15 protein-coding genes and 2 pseudogenes are annotated in these 23,033 nt (G+C 69.7%); 14 read left to right on the top strand and 3 right to left on the bottom strand.

Annotated elements, in window-relative coordinates; all coding sequences use genetic code 11:
- On the bottom strand, positions 1 to 876 hold an 876-nt coding region (locus AC04L7_RS00725; protein WP_475512370.1), incomplete at its 3' end, for a glycosyltransferase family 2 protein.
- 125 nt (positions 877 to 1,001) lie between these two features.
- Here AC04L7_RS00725 and mrcB point away from each other — a divergent pair.
- The 8 genes from mrcB (at position 1,002) to AC04L7_RS00685 (ending at position 12,273) form a co-directional block, all read left to right on the top strand.
- Positions 1,002 to 3,383 carry a penicillin-binding protein 1B gene (gene mrcB, locus AC04L7_RS00720; RefSeq protein WP_436000961.1) on the top strand — a complete coding sequence of 794 codons (2,382 nt, stop codon included), beginning with the start codon at positions 1,002 to 1,004 and terminating at the stop codon, positions 3,381 to 3,383.
- Positions 3,383 to 3,967, top strand: a complete 585-nt coding sequence (locus AC04L7_RS00715; protein WP_435997063.1) for a hypothetical protein — start codon at positions 3,383 to 3,385, stop codon at positions 3,965 to 3,967. Before mrcB ends, AC04L7_RS00715 begins: the two co-directional genes overlap by 1 nt.
- Positions 3,968 to 4,028: 61 nt before the next feature.
- Positions 4,029 to 6,077, top strand: coding sequence for a DNA repair helicase YoaA (locus AC04L7_RS00710; RefSeq protein ID WP_435997065.1), 2,049 nt, complete (start codon positions 4,029 to 4,031; stop codon positions 6,075 to 6,077).
- 51 nt (positions 6,078 to 6,128) lie between these two features.
- Entirely contained in the window at positions 6,129 to 6,872 is a 744-nt protein-coding gene (gene tsaB / locus AC04L7_RS00705) for a tRNA (adenosine(37)-N6)-threonylcarbamoyltransferase complex dimerization subunit type 1 TsaB (protein WP_435997067.1), read from the top strand.
- Between the two features lie 98 nt (positions 6,873 to 6,970).
- Positions 6,971 to 7,381, top strand: coding sequence for a GntR family transcriptional regulator (locus AC04L7_RS00700; RefSeq protein WP_435997069.1), 411 nt, complete (start codon positions 6,971 to 6,973; stop codon positions 7,379 to 7,381).
- 15 nt (positions 7,382 to 7,396) lie between these two features.
- Positions 7,397 to 8,305: an ABC transporter ATP-binding protein gene (locus AC04L7_RS00695; RefSeq protein ID WP_296282775.1), complete on the top strand. Its 909-nt coding sequence runs from the start codon at positions 7,397 to 7,399 to the stop codon at positions 8,303 to 8,305.
- A gap of 10 nt (positions 8,306 to 8,315) precedes the next feature.
- Positions 8,316 to 10,157 (top strand): hypothetical protein, encoded by a 1,842-nt coding sequence (locus AC04L7_RS00690; RefSeq protein WP_475512369.1) that lies wholly within the window; start codon positions 8,316 to 8,318, stop codon positions 10,155 to 10,157.
- Positions 10,158 to 10,191: 34 nt separating this feature from the next.
- Positions 10,192 to 12,273 (top strand): S9 family peptidase, encoded by a 2,082-nt coding sequence (locus AC04L7_RS00685; RefSeq protein WP_435997073.1) that lies wholly within the window; start codon positions 10,192 to 10,194, stop codon positions 12,271 to 12,273.
- Positions 12,274 to 12,276: 3 nt separating this feature from the next.
- Here the strand turns inward: AC04L7_RS00685 and AC04L7_RS00680 are convergent, their stop codons facing one another.
- Positions 12,277 to 13,152, bottom strand: a complete 876-nt coding sequence (locus AC04L7_RS00680) for an energy transducer TonB (protein ID WP_296282772.1) — start codon at positions 13,150 to 13,152, stop codon at positions 12,277 to 12,279.
- 1 nt (position 13,153) lies between these two features.
- On the bottom strand, positions 13,154 to 14,101 hold the full coding sequence (gshB, locus tag AC04L7_RS00675; RefSeq protein WP_435997076.1) for a glutathione synthase: 948 nt from the start codon (positions 14,099 to 14,101) through the stop codon (positions 13,154 to 13,156).
- 243 nt (positions 14,102 to 14,344) lie between these two features.
- Here gshB and pilG point away from each other — a divergent pair, with 243 nt between their 5' ends.
- From pilG to AC04L7_RS00645, 6 genes and pseudogenes are all read left to right on the top strand, one after another.
- Entirely contained in the window at positions 14,345 to 14,746 is a 402-nt protein-coding gene (gene pilG / locus AC04L7_RS00670; protein WP_162110591.1) for a twitching motility response regulator PilG, read from the top strand.
- Between the two features lie 53 nt (positions 14,747 to 14,799).
- Positions 14,800 to 15,330 (top strand): chemotaxis protein CheW, encoded by a 531-nt coding sequence (locus AC04L7_RS00665; protein ID WP_475512371.1) that lies wholly within the window; start codon positions 14,800 to 14,802, stop codon positions 15,328 to 15,330.
- Between the two features lie 34 nt (positions 15,331 to 15,364).
- On the top strand, positions 15,365 to 17,401 hold the full coding sequence (locus tag AC04L7_RS00660) for a methyl-accepting chemotaxis protein (RefSeq protein ID WP_435997078.1): 2,037 nt from the start codon (positions 15,365 to 15,367) through the stop codon (positions 17,399 to 17,401).
- Between the two features lie 90 nt (positions 17,402 to 17,491).
- Positions 17,492 to 19,234: an Hpt domain-containing protein gene (locus AC04L7_RS00655; RefSeq protein WP_475512368.1), complete on the top strand. Its 1,743-nt coding sequence runs from the start codon at positions 17,492 to 17,494 to the stop codon at positions 19,232 to 19,234.
- Positions 19,235 to 19,912: pseudogene (locus AC04L7_RS00650) on the top strand (Hpt domain-containing protein); the annotation flags it as partial.
- A gap of 807 nt (positions 19,913 to 20,719) precedes the next feature.
- Positions 20,720 to 23,033 (top strand): annotated as a pseudogene (locus tag AC04L7_RS00645) (chemotaxis protein CheA); the annotation flags it as partial.

The raw sequence follows: 23,033 nt of genomic DNA, 5'->3' as shown, positions 1-23,033 counted from the left end.
GTCCGTGCCGGAGGTGACGCCCTCCAGATGGACGACCCGCGACGCGGGCTGGCAGACGACGCGCAGGCCGTACGCGCGCACGGCGAAGGCGAGGTCGGTGTCCTCGTAATAGGCCGGCGAATAGCGCGTGTCGAATCCGCCGAGCGCGTGGAACAGTCGCGCGGGAATCGCGATGGCGGCACCGGAGCAGTAGTCCGCGTCGCGCAGGCTCGCATAGCGCGGATCGTCGGGAGAGTCGAAGCGGCCATAGTTCCAGGCCGATCCATCGTCGAACACGACGCCGCCGGCTTCCTGCAGGCGTCCGTCCGGATACACCAGCTGCGCGCCCACCAGGCCGATGCCCGCCTGCGTGTCGAATGTGGCGAGCAGCGCATCCAGCCATCCCGGCTGCGGCACGGTGTCGTTGTTGAGGAACACCAGGCAATCGCCCGTGGCCAGCGCGGCGCCATCGTTGCACGCCGCGATGAAGCCGCCATTGGTGGTGCGGCGGTGGTAGCGCAGGCCGGCGACCTGCGGCATCCATTCGCCCGTATCGTCGGTGGAACCGTCGTCCACCACGATGATCTCGCAGGATGCGGCCGGCGGATGGTCCGCCAGCGCGCGCAGGCAGGCCAGCGTGCAGGCCGCCTGGTTGTAGACGGGGATGATGATGCTGGCGCGCGGCGCTTGGCCGGCCGGCACGGCGAACGGCGCGAAGGGTAGGTCGGCGGGGAGGTAGAGCGGGGTGGAGATCGGCGGGACGTGGCGCGCGAACTGCCGTCGCACGCGCGCCCAGGTGGGTCCCAGGCCACGCGTGCGCAGGCTGGCAAGACCGCGCCGGACCAGGCCACGCGCGCGTTCCAGCATGAAGCGCACGTCGGCCCACGACATCGACATTCCGTTGCAACTCCAGCTGAGCAGGGGGGAAGCGGGCCGGGCGCACCCTCGGTGGCTGCGCTAGACTCGCCCGAATTCCCATTGTCGCATCCCCTGTGGCCCGCAACGACTACGACGACGAAGCGCTGGACGAAGACGACATCGACGACGGCGATGGGCCCGGCTGGCGGCAACGCCTGCTGACATGGGGCCTCGCCCTGGTTGGCCTGGGCCTGGGTTTCCTGATCCCCTACACGCTGTACCTCAACCACCAGGTCAGCGAGCGCTTCGGCGAACTGCGCTGGCAGATCCCGACCCGCGTGTACGCGCGTCCGCTGCAGGTCGCGCCGGGCCTGGCGATGGATGCGCAGACGCTGAAGACGGAACTCGATGCGGCGTCGTATCGCGACGACGGCACCGGCGAGAGCCCGGGTACCTACGCGCGCGATGGAGGTCGCTTCACCATTTCCAGCCGCGGCTACATCGACGTGGACGGTCGGGTGGCGCCGCGCCGCGTGCAGGTCAGCCTGTCCAATGGGCGCATCGCAGTGGTGCGCGACCTCGCGCGCAAGCAGAACCTCAAGGCGGCGCGGCTGGATCCGGCGCGCATCGCCACGCTGTACGGACAGAAACAGGAAGAACGCCGCCTCGTGCGGCTGGAGGAAGTGCCCGAACTGCTGGTGACCGGGCTGCAGGCGGTCGAGGACCGCGATTTCAAGGATCACCACGGCGTCGACCTGTCCGGCATGGTGCGAGCGGCATGGCTGCTGGTGCGGTCGGGCGGCGATACGAAGCAGGGCGCCAGCACGCTGACCCAGCAGCTCGCGCGCAGCGGCCTGCTCGGCATCGGCAAGGAACAGACTGCGACGCGCAAGTTCAACGAGATCCTGTACGCGTTGATCCTGGAAGCGCGCTATGACAAGCGCACGATCCTGGAGGCGTATTTCAACCAGGTGGACCTGGGACAACGCGGCAGCCAGGCTATCCACGGGGTCGCGGCCGGCGCCGAATTCTGGTTCGGTCGCGACCTCGACAGCCTGACCACCGAACAGGTGGCGCTGCTGATAGGACTGGTGAAGGGGCCGTCCTGGTACAACCCGCGCCGCAATCCCGAGCGCGCCACGCAACGTCGCGACTACGTGCTCTCCAAGCTGCACGAGACGGGCCTCATCGACGATGCCGAATACAAGCGCGCGCGCACCGCGCCGCTGGGCGTCACCAAGACGCCGGGCATGGCTGCCGCCAATCGCTTCCCCGCCTATGTGGATCTGGTGCGCCGCCAGCTGGCGCGTGACTACCCCGAAAGCGCATTGCAGGGCGCGGGCTTGAGCGTGCTCACCGGCATGTCGCCGTCGGCGCAGGCGTACGCGGAAGCGTCGGTGATGCGCACGATCAAGGCGCTCGAGAACAAGCGCCGACCGCCGCTACAGGCCGGGATGGTGGTGACGGACGTGCACGACGGCGACGTGCTGGCCGTGGTCGGCAGCCGCAATGTGTCGGAGATCGGATTCAACCGCGCGGTGGAGGCGCAGCGTCCGGTGGGTTCGCTGCTCAAGCCCTTCGTCTACCTGCTCGCGTTGGCCCAGCCCGACCAGTACTCGCTGGCGTCGTGGGTCGACGATTCGCCGGTGACCGTGCAGCTGGGCAAGGGCCGCCGCTGGACGCCGGCCAATTCCGACCGTCGCAGCCATGGCACGGTTCGCCTGGTCGATGCCCTGGCGCGGTCGTACAACCAGGCCACCGTGCGGGTGGGCATGAAGGTCGAACCGGACCGCCTGGCGCAGCTCATCCGCGTGCTGGCCGGCATCCAGGCGGAGCCGAATCCGGCCCTGATCCTGGGCGCGACGGACCAGAGCCCGTACGCGATGGCGCAGCTGTACCAGTTCCTCGCCTCCGGTGGCGAAATCCAGCCGCTGCATGCGGTGCGCGGCGTCCTCGATCCCGACGGCAAGCTGCTCAAGCGCTACGACAAGACGCCGGCACCGGCGCAGGAGGGCGACTCCATCGCCGCCAACCTGATCACGGTGGCGTTGCAGCAGGTGGTGTCCAACGGTACCGGTCGCCAGCTGATCGGCGACGGTCTGGGCCGGCTGCAGTCCGCCGGCAAGACCGGCACCAGCAACGACGGCCGCGACAGCTGGTATGCCGGCTATACGGGCGATCACCTGGCCGTGGTGTGGATGGGCAACGACCAGAACGAACAGACCGGCCTCTACGGCGGCACCGGTGCGATGCGCGTATGGTCGGGCCTGTTCTCGCGCCTGCCGAGCGCACCGCTCAAGGTGTCGGACAAGGGCCTGGACTGGCAGTGGGTGGTCGGCTCCAACAGCACCGACGCGAGCTGCCCGGAAGCGCGCCAACTCCCGTTCGTCTCCGGCTTCGCGCCCGCGTATGCCGCCTGCGTGGTCGAAGAGCCGGTGATGGAGGGCGAAGAGTCGGAAGGCGGCGGGTGGCGCAGCTGGTTCGGCCTGGACCGCAAGAAAGACGAAGCACCGCCCCCTCAAGAGACGCCGCCGCCGCAACCGTGATGACGAAGCCTGCATTTCCCTTGTTCCTGGTGTTCCTCGCCGGCTGCGCCTCGGCGCCCGCGCCGGAAGCGCCCGCCGCGCGCGATCCCCTGACCCCCGAGCAGCGCGTCGCCGCCATCCGTGCTGCAGCGGGCGATGACGACCGCGAACTGGCGGTGCAGCCGCTGCGTGATCCGCAGGTCGAAGACCTGCGTGAGCGCGCGCAGCAAGCGCTTGCCGCGCGCAACGCCGCCGCCGCGGCCGACGCATTGAACCAGGCCCTGTTGCTCGTGCCCGAAGATCCCGCCGTCCTGCAGGAGCGTGCCGAAGTGGCGCTGTTGCAGGGCGACTACGCCCGTGCCGACACGTTGGCGCAGCGTGCCTTCCAGCTGGGTTCGCAGGTCGGTCCGCTGTGCCGGCAGCACTGGGAAACCGTGCGCCAGGTGCGGCAGCATGAACAGGCCGTGCAGCCCGCGCTGCCGGTGCGCCACACGCCCGAGGATGCCGCGCAGCACGCGGCACGCGCGGCCACCCTGCAGGCCTCGATCACCGAGGCCGAAAGCCGGCGTGATGCCTGCACCGTGCCGGTGATCGAGCGCATGTGAAGGGCGCCGCGTCAGTCGCGACGCGGTACCCTTGCCTCCATACGCCGCTTTCGCTTTCCCGATGTCCCAGCTAGCCCAGGCCAGCCGCGACGCCCTCAGTGAGGGCGGCGCCCTGGCGGAACGACTCGACGCCTTTGCGCCCCGTGACGCCCAGCAGCGACTGACGGCGGCGATCGCCGACGCCTTCGACGCGCGCGACGTGCTGCTGGCGGAGGCGGGTACGGGCACCGGCAAGACGTTCGCGTACCTGGTGCCTGCGCTGTTGTCCGGACTGAAGACCATCGTGTCCACCGGCACTCGTGCGCTGCAGGACCAGCTGTACCACCGCGACCTGCCGCGCGTGCGCGATGCGCTCGGCGTGGCCGGGCTGAAGTCGGCGCTGCTCAAGGGGCGCAGCAACTACCTGTGCCGCTACCGGCTCAACCAGGCCAAGGGTGATCCGCAGGCGCTGCGGACCACGTTCACCAGCCGCGAGCACGTGGACCAGTTCCAGCGCATCGTCGCCTGGGGTGGGCGCACCAAGCTCGGCGACATGGCGGAGCTGGCGGCGCTGCCCGACGACTCGCCGCTGCTGCCGCTGGTCACCTCCACCATCGACAACTGCCTGGGCAGCGAGTGTCCGTTCTGGGACGACTGCTTCGTGGTGCAGGCACGCCAGCGCGCGCAAACCGCGGACATCGTGGTCGTCAACCACCACCTGCTGCTCGCCGACCTGGCGCTGAAGCAGGAGGGGTTCGGCGAGATCCTGCCGGGTGCGCAGGCGTTCGTCATCGACGAAGCGCACCAGCTGCCGGAACTGGCGGCCAACTTCTTCGGGGAAGGTTTCGGCATGCGCCCGTTGCAGGAGCTGGCGCGCGACTGCCTGGCCGAATCCAAGGATGCCGCCGGTGCGCTGTCCGCCCTGCAACCGCCGGTGCGCGCGCTGGAGCAGGCGCTGCGCGAACTGCGCGCGGCGATGGAAGGCCTGCCGGCACGCGGGACACGCGAACGCCTGCTGGCCAAGCCGGAGGTGGCGGCCGGCTTCGAGGTGCTGTCCGCTGCGCTCGAGGAACTGTCGGCGGCGCTCGCGCCGCTGGCCGAAGCATCGCTGGGGCTGGAGGCCTGCGCCGCACGGGCGAAGGAGTTCGGCACGCGGCTCTCGCGCTGGTACCAGGCGCCGTCGCGCAAGGGGGCATTCGACGATGATCCCAGCCCGGACGAGGGCGCCGGCGACGTACTCTGGTACGAACTGACGCCACGCGCCTTCCGCTGCCAGCGCACCCCGCTGGACGTATCCGGGCCCTTGCGCCAGCACCGCGAGCAATCGCGCGCCGCGTGGGTGTTCACCTCCGCCACGCTGGCGGTCGGGGGGCGCTTCGACCATCTCGCCGTGCGGCTGGGACTGGACGATCCGCCGACGCTGCTGCAGCCGAGCCCGTTCGACTGGCCGCAGCAGGCGTTGTGCTACCTGCCCACCGGATTGCCGGATCCGAATGCGCCCGGTTACGGCGCGGCGCTGATCGCGGCATTGCGACCGGTGCTGGTCTCCTCGCAGGGGCGCGCATTCCTGTTGTTCGCATCGCATCGCGCGCTGCGCGAAGCCGCCGACGCGCTGCGGGGCGGGCCGTGGCCGCTGTTCGTGCAGGGCGAGGCGCCGCGCGGCACCCTGCTGGAGCGCTTCCGCGAATCGGGAAACGGCGTGCTGCTGGGCGCGGCGAGTTTCCGCGAGGGCGTTGACGTGGTCGGCGACGCGTTGAGCGTGGTGGTGGTGGACAAGCTGCCGTTCGCCGCGCCCGACGATCCGGTGTTCGAGGCGCGCCTTGAAGCGGTACGCCGTGCCGGCGGCAATCCTTTCCGCGATGAACAGTTGCCGCAGGCGGTCATCGCGCTGAAACAGGCGGTGGGCCGGCTGATCCGCAGCGAAACCGACCGCGGCGTGCTGGTGCTCTGCGATCCGCGCCTGACCGGCAAACCCTACGGGCGCGTCTTCCTCGATTCGCTGCCCCCGTTCCGTCGAACCCAGCGCGTGCAGGACGTCCAGCGCTTCTTCGGTGCCGAGATCGAGGAAGCCGCGCCGCCAGCGGTGCCCGCCGGCGACGCGGACGACTGGTTCGCCGATGCACGCTTCTGATCGCGGCCCTGCCGCGTTTAAGCTAACCGCTTCGCTCCTTGCGCACGCCCCATGAAGCTGCTCGCCTTCGAAACCTCTACCGAAGCCTGTTCCATCGCCGTCTACGTCGATGGCGAGGTGCGCGAGCGCTTCGACGTCGCGCCGCGCCGCCATGCCGAACTCGCCTTGCCCTGGGCGGAAGCCTTGCTCGCCGAGGCCGGCCTGGCGCGCAGCCAGCTCGATGCGATCGCCCTGAGTCGCGGCCCCGGTGCCTTCACCGGAGTGCGCCTGGCCATCGCGCTGGCGCAGGGCATCGCGCTGGCGCTGGATCGGCCGCTGGTACCGGTGTCTACGCTCGCCGTGCTCGCGGCGCAGGTGCCGCCGCCGCCGGTGAGCGCGGGCGAGGGCGGCTGCGACGTCGCCGCGCCGCGCGCCATCCTCGCCGCCATCGACGCGCGCATGGGCGAGATCTACACCGGCACGTTCGTGCACCGTGGCGATCGCCTCGAGGCGACGTCCGGCGAAGCGGTGGTCGCGCCCGCGGACTACGTGCTGGCCGGCGACGCGCGTGGCTGGGTCGGCGTGGGGACCGGCTTCGCGGCCTCCGGGGGCGTGCTCGCCGCCCGACTGGAGACGCGTTTCGCCCGCATCGATGCGCATGCGCTGCCGCATGCGTCGGATCTTGCGAAGCTGGCGGCGGATGCCTTCATGCGTGGCGAGGGGATCGCGCCGGAACATGTCGAACCCGCCTACCTGCGCAACAACGTCGCCCTGACCCTCGACGAGCAGAAAGCGCTGCGCGCCGCGCGCAGCTGAGCCGACCGGGCTTTCCGCCGGGGGATGCCATCGGTCATGGTTGACCCGGATCGCGCAGACTGTACTATTCGTATTAGTACAGTTGAGCGAATCCCGCCATGGCCCGTACCACTCCCCTGATGTTGCAGATCGCCACCGGCGACGCGCGGCCGATCGTCCGCCAGATCATCGACGGCATTCGGCTGAAGATCGCCGCCGGTGAGTTGAAGCACGGCGACCAGTTGCCCAGCGTGCGCGGCCTGGCCCAGCAACTGACGATAAATCCGAACACCGTGGCCAAGGCTTATGCGGAATTGACCACGGAGGGCTGGCTGGCGTCGCGCCAGGGCATGGGGCTGTACGTGGCGGCGCCACGCCAGCGCCTGTCCGATGCCGAACGCGAACGACGCCTGGACGATGCCATCGGACGCTTCGTCAACGACGTTATCCCGCTGGATTTCCCCCCCGACGACGTGCAAGCCCGCGTCTCGCACGAATTGCGGCGATGGTCGCCGCGCCGCACCGCCTGAGCAGGACGCGCATCCATGTCCGACGACTACGTCATCGAAACTCGCGCGCTGACCCGCCGCTACGGCCGCAAGCTGGCGCTGGACCACCTGGACCTGGCGGTGCCGCGCGGACGCATCCATGCGATCGTCGGTGCCAACGGCGCCGGCAAGTCCACGCTTTTTCGCATCCTCCTCGGCTTCCTGCCACCGTCGTCGGGGGCGGCGCGCATCCTCGGCCGCGACAGCCAGTGCCTGCGGCCCGACGACCGCAGCCGCATCGGGTTCGTCAACGAAGAACACACGCTGCCGGGATGGATGCGGGTCGATCAGGTGCGCGCCATGCAGCAGCACCAGTACCCACGCTGGAATGCACGGGCGTACGACGATGTCATCGGCCACTACCACGTGCTGCCGCGCCAGAAGGTGTCGCAGCTCTCGCGTGGTGAGCGCGCGGGATTCAACTTGGCGCTGGCGCTCGCGCAATCGCCCGAACTGCTGGTGCTGGACGAGCCGACGCTGGGGCTTGACGTGGTGGCCAAGCGCGCATTCCTCGAGTCGCTGTTGTACAGCACCGCCGCCGAACACTGCACGGTGGTGTACTGCTCGCACCAGATGGAGGAGATCGAGCGCGTCGCCGACAACCTCATCATCCTCGAGCGCGGGCAGCTGAAGCACATGTCCGCGCCCGAAGACTTCACGGCGCGGGTGTCGCTATGGATCGCCGACGTTCCGTTCAAGGGTCCGGACCCGCGCACCGTGCCCGGCCTGCTTGAAGTGCAACGCCTGGATGGCCTGCACCACTACCTCGTGCTGGACCAGGACGAAGGCTTCGCCGACTTCCTGCGGGCGCAGGGAGCGCGCTCGCTCCAGTGCATGCCGGTGAGCCTGGACCGTGCGGTCAACGGTTTCCTGGCCAAGAACCACGCCGCCCCCGCGGCCGCCTGAGGAGATGCCCATGTTCGATTTCTTCAGGAGCGAGCTCGTCCGTTTCCGCGCCTGGGCGGTACTCGCGGCGGTGGTGCACGTGCTGGCCCTGGCCTTCATGGCACGCGTGGTCGATCTGGGCCAGCAACCGCTGCTCGTGCATCGTGTGATCGGCGGCGTGTACGCCTTGTGCGGTCTGTTGCTCGGTCTGTACCAGATGGGCAGTTACCGCAAGCCCAGCCAATGGGTGAGCCTGCTGCACAGGCCGATGCCGCCCGGTCGCATCGCCCTCGCGCTGTCGGCGTCGGCGTCGGTGCTGCTGGCAGTCGCCGTGGCGCTCCCGCTGCTGGCCATCGCAGCCTGGCAGGAGACCCTGACGCCGCGCGTCGTCGATGCGCGCCACTGGCTGCTGCCCCTTTCGGGCTGGCTGATCGCCACCACCGCCTACCTTGCAGGTGCGTTCTGCGGCCTGCGCGGCTGGCGCTGGTCCGGCGCGGCACTGGCGCTGTTGGTCTGGCTGTTGGTCAGCCGTGCATATGGGCCGGCGATGATCGCGGTCGAACTGGTCGTASTGGCCTGGCTGGCGCTGCTGTTGCGCGTCGCCTTCGCCGCCGACCTGGATTCGCCTCCGCGCCACCTGCTGGCGACCGCCGCTGTCGCGTTGCCGTTGCAAGTGGCCTTGCACCTTGCGCTCCTCGTACTGCTGTTCTGCATCGAGATGCTGTGGGTCATGCAGGGCAGCCATCCGAACAATACCCCGGCGCCACCCCCTGGCGGGCACAACGAAGTGGAAAAGATGGATGCAAGGGACCGCATGATCGCGGGCCTGCGCGGCAGCCAGCATCCCGATGCCGCGTTGCTGCGGGAACAGATTCGCCTGTCCGATCCCGAGGGGCTGGGCGTGCAGGTGCCCAAGCTGCCGCAACGCCAGGAACTGGCCAATTTCCGCCCGATGGAGTTCGACGACGGAGAGCGCCGCGAACGTTGGGTGTTCAGCCACGACGACATGCGCCTGCAGGGCTATCGTCTTGCCGACAATCAGGCGGTGGGCACGCTGGGCGTGGGTCCGTCGCACGCGCCGTTTCCTGCCGTGGTACTGCCCGGTGACGGGTTGCCGGGCATGAACCCCGGGGATGCGGTGCTGGTCGGCGGCGACACTCTGTACCAGTACAGGAGCCAGCAACGCCAAGTGGTGCCGCGCCTGCGCGTGAGGACGGGCGAAGCACTGATGGGGGGCGGACCGCTGGGGCAGGGCGTGGGCATGCTCAGCGATCGCGCACTGTACTTCTACGACGGACGCCCGCTGGTGGAAGACGATGCCGTGGTATCGCCCCGGTTACGCGTGCCGTTGCCGGGCGCGATGGGCGACCTGCGCAATCTGGACATGATCGAACTGGTCGATGGCCACCTCATCTCGCTCGCCTTCTCGGCGAAGTCGCACGCCGATGGCGCCGCGCCCGTGCAGATCACGCTGCGCACGCACGACGATGGCCGTATCGAAACGGTGCATCGCCGGGCGCTGGCCTTCGACTATCCGCCTGTCTACCGCTACCGCGACTGGTGGCCTTCTCCGMTCCTGTCGATGATCGAAACGGCAGCGCGCGACCTGTTCTCGCCGCCGCTGCCGCTCGATGTCGTCCATCCCGCGCCACGTCCGATGTCGATGGCCTGGCTGGCAGGCGTGCTGTCGCTGCTGTCGCTGGTCGCAGCGTTCTGGCGGACCTCGCTGACCGGGCTCTCGCCGGCCGCGCGCTGGGGCTGGGTCGCGGCATGCGGGCTGATCGGCTTGCCGGCGCTGGGCAGTCTCTGGCTACTGGTGCCAACACGCGAGACCGCACTCGCGATGAATCCGTCCCATCCAGCGACGGCCTGACCGCTACCGCCCTCGACCCCTCCCGGAGAACCGCATGAGCCTTCTCTCTTCCGGCGCCTGCAGGCGTCCGTGGGCATCGCTGTGGCTGGCGGTCGCGATGCTCACGTCGGCGCCCGCATCAGCGGCAGCCGACACGGCACTGGTCCGCTACCTCGCCACGGAGCGCGCGCGTGCGCCTTCACCGGTCTTGCCGCGCGGCGTCTTGCTGCAACGGGGCTCGATCATCGACATCCGCCTATCGCCGGACGGACGTCGCGTGGCGTGGCTGCGCGAGCGCGGCGAACACCAGGAGCTGTGGCTGCACGTCGTCGCCGACCGCGAACCCCGCCGCCTGCTGGCGGACACGGCGGCACAGGCGCTGGAATGGAGTCATGACGGACGCTGGCTGCTGTTGCGGTCGGCGCGTGACCTGCAGGCGATCGCCGTGGCGGGACAGGGAGGTTCCGGTCGCATCGCTGCGCTGGGCGATGGCAGCGCGACCGCAATGCTCGATGTCGACCATAGCCAGCCTGCGGCCGTACTCCTCGTGGAACGCGAAGGCACCGTCGCCGCACCGCGCGCCTGGCGCCTGGTGCGCGTGGACATGCGCGGACGGCGCACCGTGGTGTGGCAGGACCGCCAGCGCATCGTCGATGCGTTGCTCCGGGACGACGGCACGGTGGCCTGGCTGCAGCGCGTGGAAGCCGACGGCCTTGCCATCGTCGCTATCGATCGGGCGGTCGCGACGCAGGTCGTGCGCCACGACCCCAGCCGGCGCTGCGCACTTCGGGGCATCGCGACCGATGGCTCGGCATGGGTGAGGACCGACCTGGACGGGGATCTCGCGCGCGTCGCACGGCTGTCGCGCGAAGGACGCTTGCACGTCGTGCATGCCGATCCCGACCGCGTGGCGGACGTGGACAGCATCATCGAGGATCCTGTCGACCGGCGGCCACGCTTCGTCGCCTACCGCAGCACGGCCGCCACGCTCCACGCGCTGGACCGCGACGATGCAGCACACCTGGCGGTCCTGCGCTCGAAGCTGGCGGGCGGCGACCTTGCCCTGCAACTCGGCGTGGGTCGCGAGGCGCGCTGGCTGGTGGAGGCATCGTCGCCGCAGAATCCCCTGCGGCGCTGGCATCTCTACGATCCGGCTTCACGGACCCTGTCGACGTTGCTGGAGGAAACGCCGGTGGACCGTCGCGGCGGCAGTGCGGCGGTCGTGGTGCCCGAAGCATCGCTCGCACGGCCGCTGCCGTTGACGTGGAAGGCATCGGATGGGCGCGCGCTGCACGGATTCCTGTGGCTGCCGCCGGGGCGCGATGCCGCGGAGCTGCCGTTGGTCGTGGTGCCCCATGGGGGGCCCTGGAATCACTGGAAGCCCGAGTACCGGTCGCTGAGCCAGTTGCTCGCCAACCGCGGTTATGCGGTGTTCGAGCCCAACTTCCGCGGATCGACCGGTCATGGTCGCGATTACGTGCTCGCCGCGGGTGCGGATTTCGGCAACGGCCGGGTGCAGCGCGACATCACCGACGGAACGCGCTGGCTGCTGGCGCAGGGCGTCGGCGACCCGGACCGCGTCGGTATCGCGGGCGCGTCCTTCGGGGGATATTCCGCGCTGCTCGGCGTCACCTTCACGCCGGACCTGTTCAAGGTGGCGGTCGCCACGGTGCCGCCGCCGGACTTCGGCTGGGTGCTGCGCTGGGTGCTGCGCAATCCCGAGGCGCTGGATATCGGCGGCGCCGTGTCGATGGAGACATGGTTGCGAGGGCAGGGCATCGACGTGGCGGATGCTCAGGCGATGGCGCGCCTGCACGCGCAGTCCCCGCTGGCGAATGTCGACCGCCTGCAGCGGCCGGTACTGCTGGTGGCAGGCGGCGAGGACCGCCGCGTGGGACTTGCAGGCGTCGTCGAGTACGCCGCGCGCTTGGAACTGGCGAACAAGGAGGTCGCACTGCTGGTCGACGCGCAGGCGGGCCACGACGGCGGCTCGCCGATCGCCCGGGAGGCGCGCGCCTACCTCATCGAAGCCATGTTGCATCGCGAACTCGGTGGCATGCCCCCGGCATCGCCGGACCCGGAACTGCGGCGGTACCTGCGCAGGAATCTCCGCCTGCCGGGCGCCCTGGCGCCCTGACGCTCACTCGTCGCGCACTTCGCCCCCGGGCAGGAAGCGCCAGGTGCGGGTGACGTGCAGGATGTCGACGTTCTCCGCCGTTTCCGGCAAGGGCGGGAACGGCGAGGACAGCTGCACGATGCGCTGCGCCGTCGAATCGAGCAGGGGGATGCCGCTGGACTGGATGATGCGGGTCTGCTCGACGCTGCCGTCGCGTCGCACTGCCACGCTGATCACCAGCGTGCCCGCGAGGCGGCGGCGCCGCGCTTCGTCGGGGTAGTTGAGGTTGCCGACGCGCTCGGCGCGGTCCACCCACGCGCGCAGGTAGTTCGCGTAGACGTATTCCTTCGTGCTCGCCGACACGAACTTGCGCTTCGGCCGCTTGGCGTACAGCTCGGAGCGCAGGTGGTACTCGGCGGCCAGCCGCGCCATCTCGGCATCGCGCTGTACCTTCTGCTCGCCTTGCGGAAGCTCGGGCTGGTCGGGTTGCGGGCGGGCTTCCGGGGCAGGCGTGCGGGCGTCGCTGTCGCGCGTGGTCACCACGCGGGTTTCCTGCGGTGGCGCCGGCGCGGTGGTCTGCGCGCGCAGCGGCTGAGGCGCCAGTCCCGTGTCGGGCTGGGGGATCCAGCCGGCCTGGCTGTCGCGGGGACGCCTGGCCTGGTCGCTTTCTCCGCCGCCCTCCTGGTTGGCGGCGGCCAGGAAGTCGGCCTCCTTCGGCGTCAGCGGCGTGCTGGTCTGGCTCAGGATCACATCCAGCGTCGGCATGACGGGCGCGGCGTCGTCGAGCGCAAAGCCGACGCCCAGCACCAGCAGGCCATGCACGATCAGCGACAGCGCCAGCGTGGCGCCGAGGCGTTCGTTGGCGCCGATCCTGGGCGGTGGTACGGGAACCGCCGACATCTCAGCGCGCCATCTTCTTCTCGATCACATCGAACAGCTGCCCGGCGATGTTCAGGCCGAACTGCGCATCCAGCTCGCGCACGCAGGTGGGGCTGGTGACGTTGACTTCGGTGAGATAGTCGCCGATCACGTCCAGGCCGACGAACAGCATGCCGCGTCGCTTCATCTCCGGACCGACCTGCGACGCAATCCAGCGGTCGCGGTCGCTCAGCGGCCGGCCTTCGCCGCGGCCGCCGGCGGCCAGGTTGCCGCGGAACTCGTCACCCTGCGGGATGCGGGCCAGCGCGTAACCGACAGGTTCGCCGTCGACCAGCAGCACGCGCTTGTCGCCGTCCTTGATGCCCGGGATGAAGCGCTGCGCGAGGGTCAGGTGGCCGGGACCGACCAGAGTTTCCAGGATGACGTTGGTATTGGGGTCGCCGGCCTTCACGCGGAAGATCGAGCGCCCGCCCATGCCGTCCAGCGGCTTCAGCACCGCCTCGCCGTGCTCGGCGACGAAGGCCTTCAGTGCGGCCGGGTCGCGGCTGACCAGCGTGGGCGGGCAGCAGTGCGGGAACAGCAGGGCGGCCAGCTTCTCGTTGTAGTCGCGCAGTCCCTGGGGGTCGTTGACGATCAGCGCGCCGGCCTGCTGGGCGACGCCCAGCACGTGGGTGTCGTAGAGGTACTGGTCGTCGACGGGGGGGTCCTTGCGCATCAGCACGACCTGGCCCGGACCGAAGGCGAGCTCATGCGCTTCGCCGAGGGTGTACCAGTCGGCCTTGTCGTCCCGTACGGTGAGCGGGGCCACCTGCGCGTGCGCCACGCCGTCGCGCAGTGACAGCCGCCCGGGCGCGACATAGTGCAGGCGATGGCCGCGCCGCTGGCCTTCCAGCAACATGGCGAAGGTGGTGTCCTTGGCGATCTTGATGGACCCGATCGGGTCCATGACGACGATGACGTCCAGCGGCATGGGGAGGGTTCTGCGGGAGACGCCGCGATGGTATCAGGGCGCGTGCGGTCGCCGCCCCGCGTGCGGGTGGAACACCCTGTCGCGGGTGCCGGCGAAAACTGCGACGCAGTTCGCATCATCCCGTTCATCGGAACGGCGGTCGGCGCTGCGGCTTGACAGTGCGCGCCGTGATAGGGGATATAGGCAGCAACGCAGCGTGGCCGGTTCGTCAATGAAGCCACGCGCGCATGGGGAAATCAGGTAATGACGCAGAACGAAGGCCAGGCCGGTGGATTCCACGGCCTACGGGTCATGGTGATCGATGACTCGAAAACCATCCGCCGCACCGCGGAAACCCTGCTGAAACGCGAGGGTTGCGAAGTCGTGACCGCGACCGACGGGTTCGAGGCCCTGGCCAAGATCGCCGACCAGCAGCCGCAGATCATCTTCGTGGACATCATGATGCCGCGCCTGGACGGGTACCAGACCTGTGCGCTGATCAAGAACAACCAGGTGTTCAAGTCCACGCCGGTCATCATGCTGTCGTCCAAGGACAGCCTGTTCGACAAGGCGCGCGGGCGCATCGTGGGCTCGGAGCAGTACCTGACCAAGCCGTTCACGCGCGAGGAACTCCTCGACGCCATCCGCGCCCACGTCAGCACCTGAGGGGCTGGCGCCATGGCGACCATTCGCACTGAAGGCACAGGGGGCGGGCGATGATCCGCACACCGTTCGACACGCTCGCCGAATACGAGCGCCGCAGCCTGGCGCACGCCGTGCTGCAGCCGGYGCGCGAGATCGCCCAGGACCAGTACCGCGGCGTCGGCTACCGTGTCGGCAAGCGCCGGCTGATTTCCAACTTCGGGGAAGTGGTGGAAATCGTGCAGATGCCGCCGGTCACGCCGGTGCCGGGCGCACACCCGTGGCTGCTGGGCATCGGCAACCTGCGCGGCAACCTGTTCCCGGTGGTCGACCTGAAGCAGTTCCTCGAAGGCGAGCGCACCGTGCTGCACGAGGGCCAGCGCGTGCTGGTGATGCGCCAGGCCGGCGGCGACGTCGCGCTGACCATCGACGAGCTGTACGGCCAGCGCAGCTTCCACGAATCGCAGCAGGTCGAGCCGGGGGATCTGGCGGACGGCCGCTACGGGCATTTCATCGATCGCGCCTTCGCCAGCGACGATCAGCGGTGGGGCGTCTTTGCGCTGGGGTTGTTGGCGCGCACGCCCGAATTCCGCCAGACCGCGCTCTGAGCGCGTACGACAAGCACAATCCAGGGGTTGAACGATGAGCACTGCGACGGATTCTCCTAGCGCCGGCAAGGTCGGCAGTTTCGGCAACAACTTCTGGTTGCTGCTGCTGGCGCTGTCGGTGCTGGTCTTCGGTGCCAATACCGGCGTGGCGACCTACCAGGGCAGCCGGTTGTCCGGTGCCAGCACCGGCGCATCGGACATGCGCGTGCTGTCGCAGCAGCTGGCCAACCAGGGCCGTGAAGCGGTGGCCGGCAACGCCGAGGCGTTCAAGGCGTTCAAGGAGACCAAGCAGTCGGTCGAAGCCACGGTGTCCAGCCTGCAGAGCCGCTTTGGCAGCGAGGGCGCCATCGCCGGTCCGCTGGCCAAGCTGAGCGCCACCTGGGCACCGCTGGGCAAGAGCGCCGACCAGATCGTCGCGTCCGAAGCCGCCGTGCTGGCGCTGGCCGGCAACGCGGACCGGTTCGCCACCCAGGTCCCCAACCTGCAGGCGCAGCTCAACGAAGTGGTGCGTGCCATGTCGGCCGGCGGTGCGCCGTCGTCGCAGATCTACAGTGCCCTGCAGCAGGTGGTGCTGGCGGGCACGATGGCCCGTCGCGTGACGGAAATCCGGGCCGGCGGCGCCGGCGCCGCGACTGCGGGCGACGCGCTGGGCCGCGACGCCGTGCTGTTCGGCCAGGTGCTGGACGGCCTGCGCGACGGCAACCCGGACCTGGGCATCGCGCCCGTCCGCAACGCCGCGGCGCTGTCGGCGCTGCAGAATTCGCAGGCGCTGTGGACGGCGATGAAGAAGGACCTGGACGCGATCCTGGCCAGCTCGCGCAACCTGTTCGCGGCGCAGTCCGCCGCGGCGGCGCTGACCAACGGTTCGGGCGAGATGCTGCAGGACAGCACCAACCTGTTCCAGGCGTTCTCGGCCTTCGGTTCTGTGCGCGATACGCGCCTGTTCCCCAATTTCTGGCTCGGCATCGCCTCGGGCATCGCGGCGCTGGTCTCCATCATCGGCCTGCTGTGGTCGCTGTACCGCACCCGCCAGCGCGAGCAGGAAATGCGCTACCAGACGCAGGTGGAATACAACAGCCGCAACCAGCAGGCGATCATGCGGCTGCTGGACGAAATCAGCTCGCTGGGTGAAGGCGACCTGACGGTGAAGGCCTCGGTGACCGAGGACATGACCGGCGCCATCGCGGACGCCATCAACTACGCCGTCGACGAACTGCGCAACCTGGTGACCACCATCAACGACACCTCGGTGCAGGTGGCCGCGTCGACCCAGGAAACCCAGGCGACGGCCCTGCAGCTGGCGGAGGCCGCCGGCCACCAGGCCGACCAGATCACCACCGCCTCCGACCGCATCAGCGAGATCGCGACCAGCATCGACCAGGTGTCGAAGAACTCCACCGAGTCCGCCGAAGTGGCGCAGCGCTCGGTGCAGATCGCGACCGAGGGCGCCGGCGTGGTGCGCGAGACGATCCGCGGCATGGACCAGATCCGCGACCAGATCCAGGAAACCTCCAAGCGCATCAAGCGCCTGGGCGAGTCSTCGCAGGAAATCGGCTCGGTCGTGGAACTGATCAACGACATTTCCGAGCAGACCAACATCCTGGCCTTGAACGCCGCCGTGCAGGCGGCCTCGGCCGGTGAAGCGGGCCGTGGTTTCGCGGTCGTGGCCGACGAAGTGCAGCGCCTCGCCGAACGCACCTCGGGCGCGACGCGCCGCATCGAATCGCTGGTGCAGACCATTCAGGCCGATACCAACGAAGCGGTCAGCTCGATGGAGCAGACCACCGCCGAAGTGGTCTCCGGTGCGCGACTGGCCGAGGACGCGGGTACCGCGCTGGGCGAGATCGAGCGCGTGTCGAACGACCTGAACAACCTCATCAAGGGCATCTCCGGTGCTGCGCAGCAGCAGTCCGCCGCCGCGCTGGACATTACCCAGACGATGGGCGTGATCCGCCAGATCACCTCGCAGACCTCGCTGGGCGCCGGGCAGACGGCCGAGTCCATCGGACACCTGGCGCAGTTGGCCGCGGACCTGCGCCGTTCGGTCGCCGACTTCAAGCTGCCGGGCTGAGGACGGGACGCAACGCATGAATTTCCTACGCCATCCCGCCCGCCTGCAGCGCGAGGCTGACGGTTCCCTCGTCGCCGCGGGAGCCCGCCCATGAGCGCGCTGCGCGAAGCCATGAGCCACGCCGTGCTCGGCTGGGTGAAGCCCGAACTCGACGAGACCCTGCGCCAGGTGCGCCAGGAAATCGAGGCGTTCGTCGAGGCGCCCGCCGACACCAGCCGCATGCGCTTCTGCGCCGGCTACCTGCACCAGGTGCAGGGCACCCTGCGCATGGTGGAGTTGTATGCGCCGGCGATGGTGGCCGAGGAGCTCGAACTGCTGGCCAAGGCCTTGCAGGACGGCAGCGCGGGCGATCGCGACGAAGCATGCTCCACGCTGATGCGCGGCGCCGTGCTGTTGCCGGATTATCTGGAGCGGCTGCAGGAAGGCCATCGCGACATCCCGATCGTGCTGCTGCCGTTGCTCAACGAGATCCGCGCGGCGCGTGGCGCGTCCGGGCTCAACGAAAGCATGCTGTTCCCGCCGGGGTCGCGCGACGATGCGGCGCCAAGCGAGGCCGAGATCGACCACGCGCGCAGCAGCCTCAGTGGCCGCAACCGCGAGCTGCTCGACACCGTCGGCAATGCGGTCAAGGAAGAACTGCTGCGCGTCAAGGACGCGCTCGACCTGCACCTGCGCACCGGCAGCGACGCGCACGAACTGGAATCGCAGGTCACCGAACTGGGCAATGTCGGCGATACGCTCGGCATGATGGGCCTGGGCGTGGCCCGTGACGTGGTCATGCAGCAGCGCGACACGCTGCGCGAGGTCGTGGCCGGGACGCGTCCCGCCGACGAAGGCACGCTGCTCGACGTGGCCGGTGCCCTGCTTTATGTCGACGCATCGCTGGACGACCAGGTCGCGCGCCTGGGCAGCGGTGGCGATGCCGGCCCGGACCCCAGCGCGGCCGAGTCGCAGCGCACGGTGGAAGTGCTGGCGCAGGAAGCCATCATCAATTTCGCCGGCGCGCGCGAGCGCTTCGTCGCGTTCATCGAGACCAACTGGGATCACGCCGAACTGGCGGAGGTGCCGCGGCTGCTGGACGAAGTGGCTGGTGCCCTGCGCATGCTCGAGCTGGGCCAGGCCGGCGACTACGTGGTCGGCGTGAAGCGCTACGTCAGCGGCGAGCTGATCGGCAAGAAACGCGTACCGGGCGGCCAGCAGCTGGACACGCTGGCCGATGCGATGGCCAGCCTGGAGTACTACCTGGAGGCGCTGCGCGAGCGGCGTCCCAACCGCGAGGACATCCTCGAGATCACCCGCGGCAGCCTGGAAGCCCTGCGCTACTGGCCGCTGCCCGCCGAGACCGTCGTCGCCGAGACGCCCGCCGCCGCGCCCGCGGCCGAGGCATTGCCGGTGCCGCCACCCGCTGTCGACGCACCCGCGCTCCCGTCGTTCGGCGAGCTGTCGCTCGAGCCGGTCGATGCCGCGCCTGCACCAGCACCGCATGCCGGGGCGAACCCGTTCGATCCCGTCGGCTTCGAGGAAGCCGACAGCGTCGAGGCACCGACGATCGAAGTCGCCCCGGCAGGGGTGGAACCGACCGTCGACAGCGAAGAGGTCGCCACGGCGGATGCGCCGGCCGACGCCCTGCCCGGGATGCCCGAAGYGCCCGTTGCCGTGTCGGACACCGACGCCGACGCGCTGCCCGACCTGCGCCACGAGATCGCTGCCGCAGCGGCCGCCATGCCGGCTGCCGTCGTAGGCGGTTTCGACGGCGATACCACCGACATCGACGACGACATCCGTGAGGTGTTCCTCGAGGAGTTCGACGAAGAGATCGTCAACCTCCGGTAGCTGCTGCCGGCCTGGCGCAGCAATACCGAAGACCTCGAACGCCTGCGGCCGATCCGCCGCGTCTTCCACACGCTGAAGGGAAGCGGCCGTCTGGTCGGCGCCAAGACGCTCGGCKAATTCAGCTGGAAGGTCGAGAACATGCTCAACCGCGTGCTCGACCGCACGCGCGCGCCCAGTCACGCCGTCGAAGTCCTGCTGGAGCAGGCCTGCGACGCGTTGCCCCAACTCAATGCCGCGCTGCGCGGCCAGGGCAGCGTGACGGCGGACCTGGCCGGCCTGCAGGACGTGGCAGACCGGCTGGCGGCGGGCGAAGACGCCTACTACAGCGCGGAACCGCCGGTCCTCGACGACGAGGCCGACTTCGTCGAACCCGCCTCCGTCGCGCCGCCGGCCACCTTCGCGGACGACGCGCCAGCCGTGTTCGAGCCGGAAACCGAGGGAACCCCGGCATCGGTCGACGCCGTGCTCCGCGAAATCCTCGAGGCCGAAGTCGACAACCACCTCGATACCGTCGACCACTGGCTGCAGAAGGCCCAGGTGGAGGCCACGCCGGTCAGCGAAGATCTGCTGCGCGCCATCCACACGATGAACGGTGCGCTGGCGATGGCCGACGTGCCCGAGATCACCCAGGTCACCGCGCCGGCCGAACAGTACGTCAAGCGCCTGCTGGCCGCGGGCGAAACGCCCACGCCGGAAGGTGTCGCCGCACTGGCCGATACCGCGCAGGCGATCCGCCGCAGCGTCGCCGCGCTGCAGGCTCCGTCGCCGCGCATCCCCGTGTTCGCCGCACTCGCGGGCCAGTTGCGCGCGCTGGGCGACAGCCTGCCCGACGTGCGCCACGGGGCGCAGATCGTCGACGACACCCAGCAGGGCACGTACGTCGGCCAGACCACGGCCGCGCCGGTGTCGCCGTCCGACATCGAACTGGCAGCGCTCGACCTGTCGGCATACCTCGACAGCGAGACGTTGCAGGGTGCCGGCGAATCCGCTGCCGCGACGGCGCAGCAGGGCGGAGCATCCGACGACCTGTCCCTGCCTGCTTCCGACGAGCACACCGACGCCCTCGCGCCGGTCGAGGCGCATGACGCTCCCACGCCCGTCGAACAGGACGTCAAGACGTTCTACGACATCGATTACCGCATCCTGCCCCGCACGCGGGCCGCGGATGTGGAGGGTGCACCGGCACCGGTCGAGGCGCTCGCCACGGATGCRCCGGCAGCCATCGAACAGACCGACATGGCCATCGGCGAGCCTGAGCTTTCGCTCGAGGCTGCCGCAGAAGGCGTCGAGCCGGCGGCCTATGAAGTGGAGCCGGTCATCGCGGACGCACCGGCGCCGGCCGCCGACGAGGCAGTGCCCGGCGTCGAAGACGATGCCCTGACGGTCGATGGCGATCTGCCGGCCTTCCTCGCCGAAACCGACGGGGCGCAGGCCGCGGATGAAGGTGCCGAGGCGGCCGATGACGCCGTGCCGGCGTCGACGGCTGAAGAAGCCGCGACGGCGGACGACCTCGCCCTGACCGACATCGACACGGCCGATGCCACGACCGCATCGGCGGGGATCGCCGACGAAGCCGAGGTTCCGACCGCAATCGAGGACGACAGCGCGATGGCTGACGATGCTGTCGAGACGGTCGATCCGTCGCACGTGCCGTCCGACGATGCCGGAATCGCTGTGGACTTCGCCGACAGTGCCGGGACGGATGAGGCGCCCGCCTCCGATGCGATCGCCGTGGACGGGGGCGACGTGCCTGCCTCCGCCGAGGACGCCGTCGTCGAGGACACGACCGTGGCCGAAGACGCGGATGCCGGCTTCGACGACACCGTCGAGGTGGCCGAGGCGCCGGAACCGGCGCCGCTGGATGTCGAAGCCGTTGCCTCCGTCGAAGCCGAGGAGTCTGCCGTGACCAGTGCACCCGCCGACATGCCGGAGCCGGAAGAGGCCCTCGACCTGACCGGTCTCGACCTGGACCTGGTCGAGATCTTCGTCGAGGAAGGCAACGACCTGCTCGACCACGCCGACGACCTGATCGCCAAGCTGCGTGAAACCCCGGAAGACCGCGCGCTCATCACCAGCCTGCAGCGCGACCTGCATACGCTGAAAGGCGGCGCTCGCATGGCCGGCATCCATGCCGTCGGCGACCTGGGGCATGCGATCGAGACGATGCTCGAGTCGATCGCGGGCCAGCGCACGGAGCTGGACCGCCGCGCGATCCAGTTGCTGGAACGCGGCTTCGATACGCTGCACGGGCAACTGGCCCGCGTCACCGCGCGCCGCGCAGTCTCGATCCCCGACGGCATGATCGCCGAGTTCAACGCGCGCGCCCGCGGCATCGAGCTGCCGGATGCGCCCGTCGTCTCCGACGCGCCCGCTGCGCCGATCGAACTCGCGCCGCTGTCGGCACCGATCGATACCGAGGCCGCCGCGCCGGTGGAGGAAGAGTTCTTCCCGGTGGGCCAGCAGGAACAGGTCCGCGTGCGCGCCGACCTGCTCGACCGCCTGGTCAACAACGCCGGCGAGGTCGCGATCTACCGCGCGCGCCTGGAGCAGCAGCTGGGCGCGTTCCGCGGTGCCATGGCCGAGCTCGACCGCACCAACATCCGCATGCACGACCAGCTGCGTCGTCTCGACCTGGAAACGGAAGCGCAGATCGTCGCCCGTTACCAGCGCGAGCACGACAAGCAGGATCCCACGTTCGATCCGCTGGAACTGGACCGCTTCTCCACGCTGCAGCAGCTCAGCCGCGCGCTGGCCGAGTCGGCCGCCGACATCAGTGGCCTGCAGGGCGTGCTGGACGATCTCGCGCGCCAGTACGACAGCCTGCTGCAGCAGCAGTCGCGCGTCAGCTCGGAGCTGCAGGATGGCCTGATGCGTGCGCGCATGCTGCCGTTCGAAGGCATCGTGCCGCGCCTGCGCCGCGTGCTGCGCCAGGCGGCCACCGAGACGCACAAGCAGGTCAGCCTGCAGTTCTCCGGTACGCACGGCGAAATGGACCGCAACGTGCTGGACCGCATGACCGCGCCGCTGGAACACCTGCTGCGCAACTCCGTGGCGCATGGCCTGGAAACACCGAAGGAACGTCGCAAGGCCGGCAAGCCGGAAGAAGGCACCGTGCACGTCGCGCTGCGCCGCGAGGGATCGGAAATGGTGCTGGAGGTGTCCGACGACGGCGCCGGCCTGAACCGCGACGCCATCCGCAAGCGCGCCGAGCAGCGCGGCCTGCTGCAACCGGGCGCCGTATTGCCCGACAGCGCGCTGGACCGCCTGATCCTGGAGCCCGGCTTCAGTACTGCCGACAAGGTCAGCCAGTTGGCGGGTCGCGGCGTCGGCATGGACGTGGTCTACAACGAAGTGCGCCAGCTGGGCGGTTCGCTGGAAATCAGTTCCGTGCCCGGCAAGGGCGCCACGTTCACCCTGCGCCTGCCGCAGACGCTGGCGGTCAGCCAGGCGGTGTTCGTGCAGATCGGCGAAACGCAGTTCGCGGTGCCGGTGGCGGCGGTCAGCGGTATCGGCCGCATCAGCCACGCCCGCTTCAGCGCCGGTGCCGGCAGCTACCACTACGCCGGCGAAGACTACCCGCTGTACAACCTGGGCCATCTGGTCGGGCAGGGTGCCGCCAAGGCCGAAGGCCAGCCGCAGGTGCCGCTGCTGCTCGTACGCTCCGGCGACCTGCGTGCCGCCGTGGCGGTGGACCAGGTGCTCGGCAACCGCGAGATCGTGGTCAAGCCGGTCGGCCCGCAGATCTCCTCCATCCCCGGCATCTATGGCGCCACGATCACCGGCGACGGCAGCGTGGTGG

The sequence above is a fragment of the Pseudoxanthomonas sp. LjRoot204_2 genome, from assembly GCF_056175765.1.
The sequence above is the reverse complement of the archived record's forward strand: the minus strand, read 5'-3'. Positions and strand labels throughout refer to the sequence as shown.

Coding starts and splice junctions, on each gene's coding strand:
- AC04L7_RS00695 (WP_296282775.1), top strand. CDS start 7,397: ATGTCCGACGACTACGTCATCGAAACTCGCGCGCTGACCCGCCGCTAC.
- AC04L7_RS00715 (WP_435997063.1), top strand. CDS start 3,383: ATGACGAAGCCTGCATTTCCCTTGTTCCTGGTGTTCCTCGCCGGCTGC.
- AC04L7_RS00680 (WP_296282772.1), bottom strand. CDS start 13,152: ATGTCGGCGGTTCCCGTACCACCGCCCAGGATCGGCGCCAACGAACGC.
- AC04L7_RS00700 (WP_435997069.1), top strand. CDS start 6,971: ATGGCCCGTACCACTCCCCTGATGTTGCAGATCGCCACCGGCGACGCG.
- AC04L7_RS00685 (WP_435997073.1), top strand. CDS start 10,192: ATGAGCCTTCTCTCTTCCGGCGCCTGCAGGCGTCCGTGGGCATCGCTG.
- AC04L7_RS00710 (WP_435997065.1), top strand. CDS start 4,029: ATGTCCCAGCTAGCCCAGGCCAGCCGCGACGCCCTCAGTGAGGGCGGC.
- pilG (WP_162110591.1), top strand. CDS start 14,345: ATGACGCAGAACGAAGGCCAGGCCGGTGGATTCCACGGCCTACGGGTC.
- gshB (WP_435997076.1), bottom strand. CDS start 14,101: ATGCCGCTGGACGTCATCGTCGTCATGGACCCGATCGGGTCCATCAAG.
- tsaB (WP_435997067.1), top strand. CDS start 6,129: ATGAAGCTGCTCGCCTTCGAAACCTCTACCGAAGCCTGTTCCATCGCC.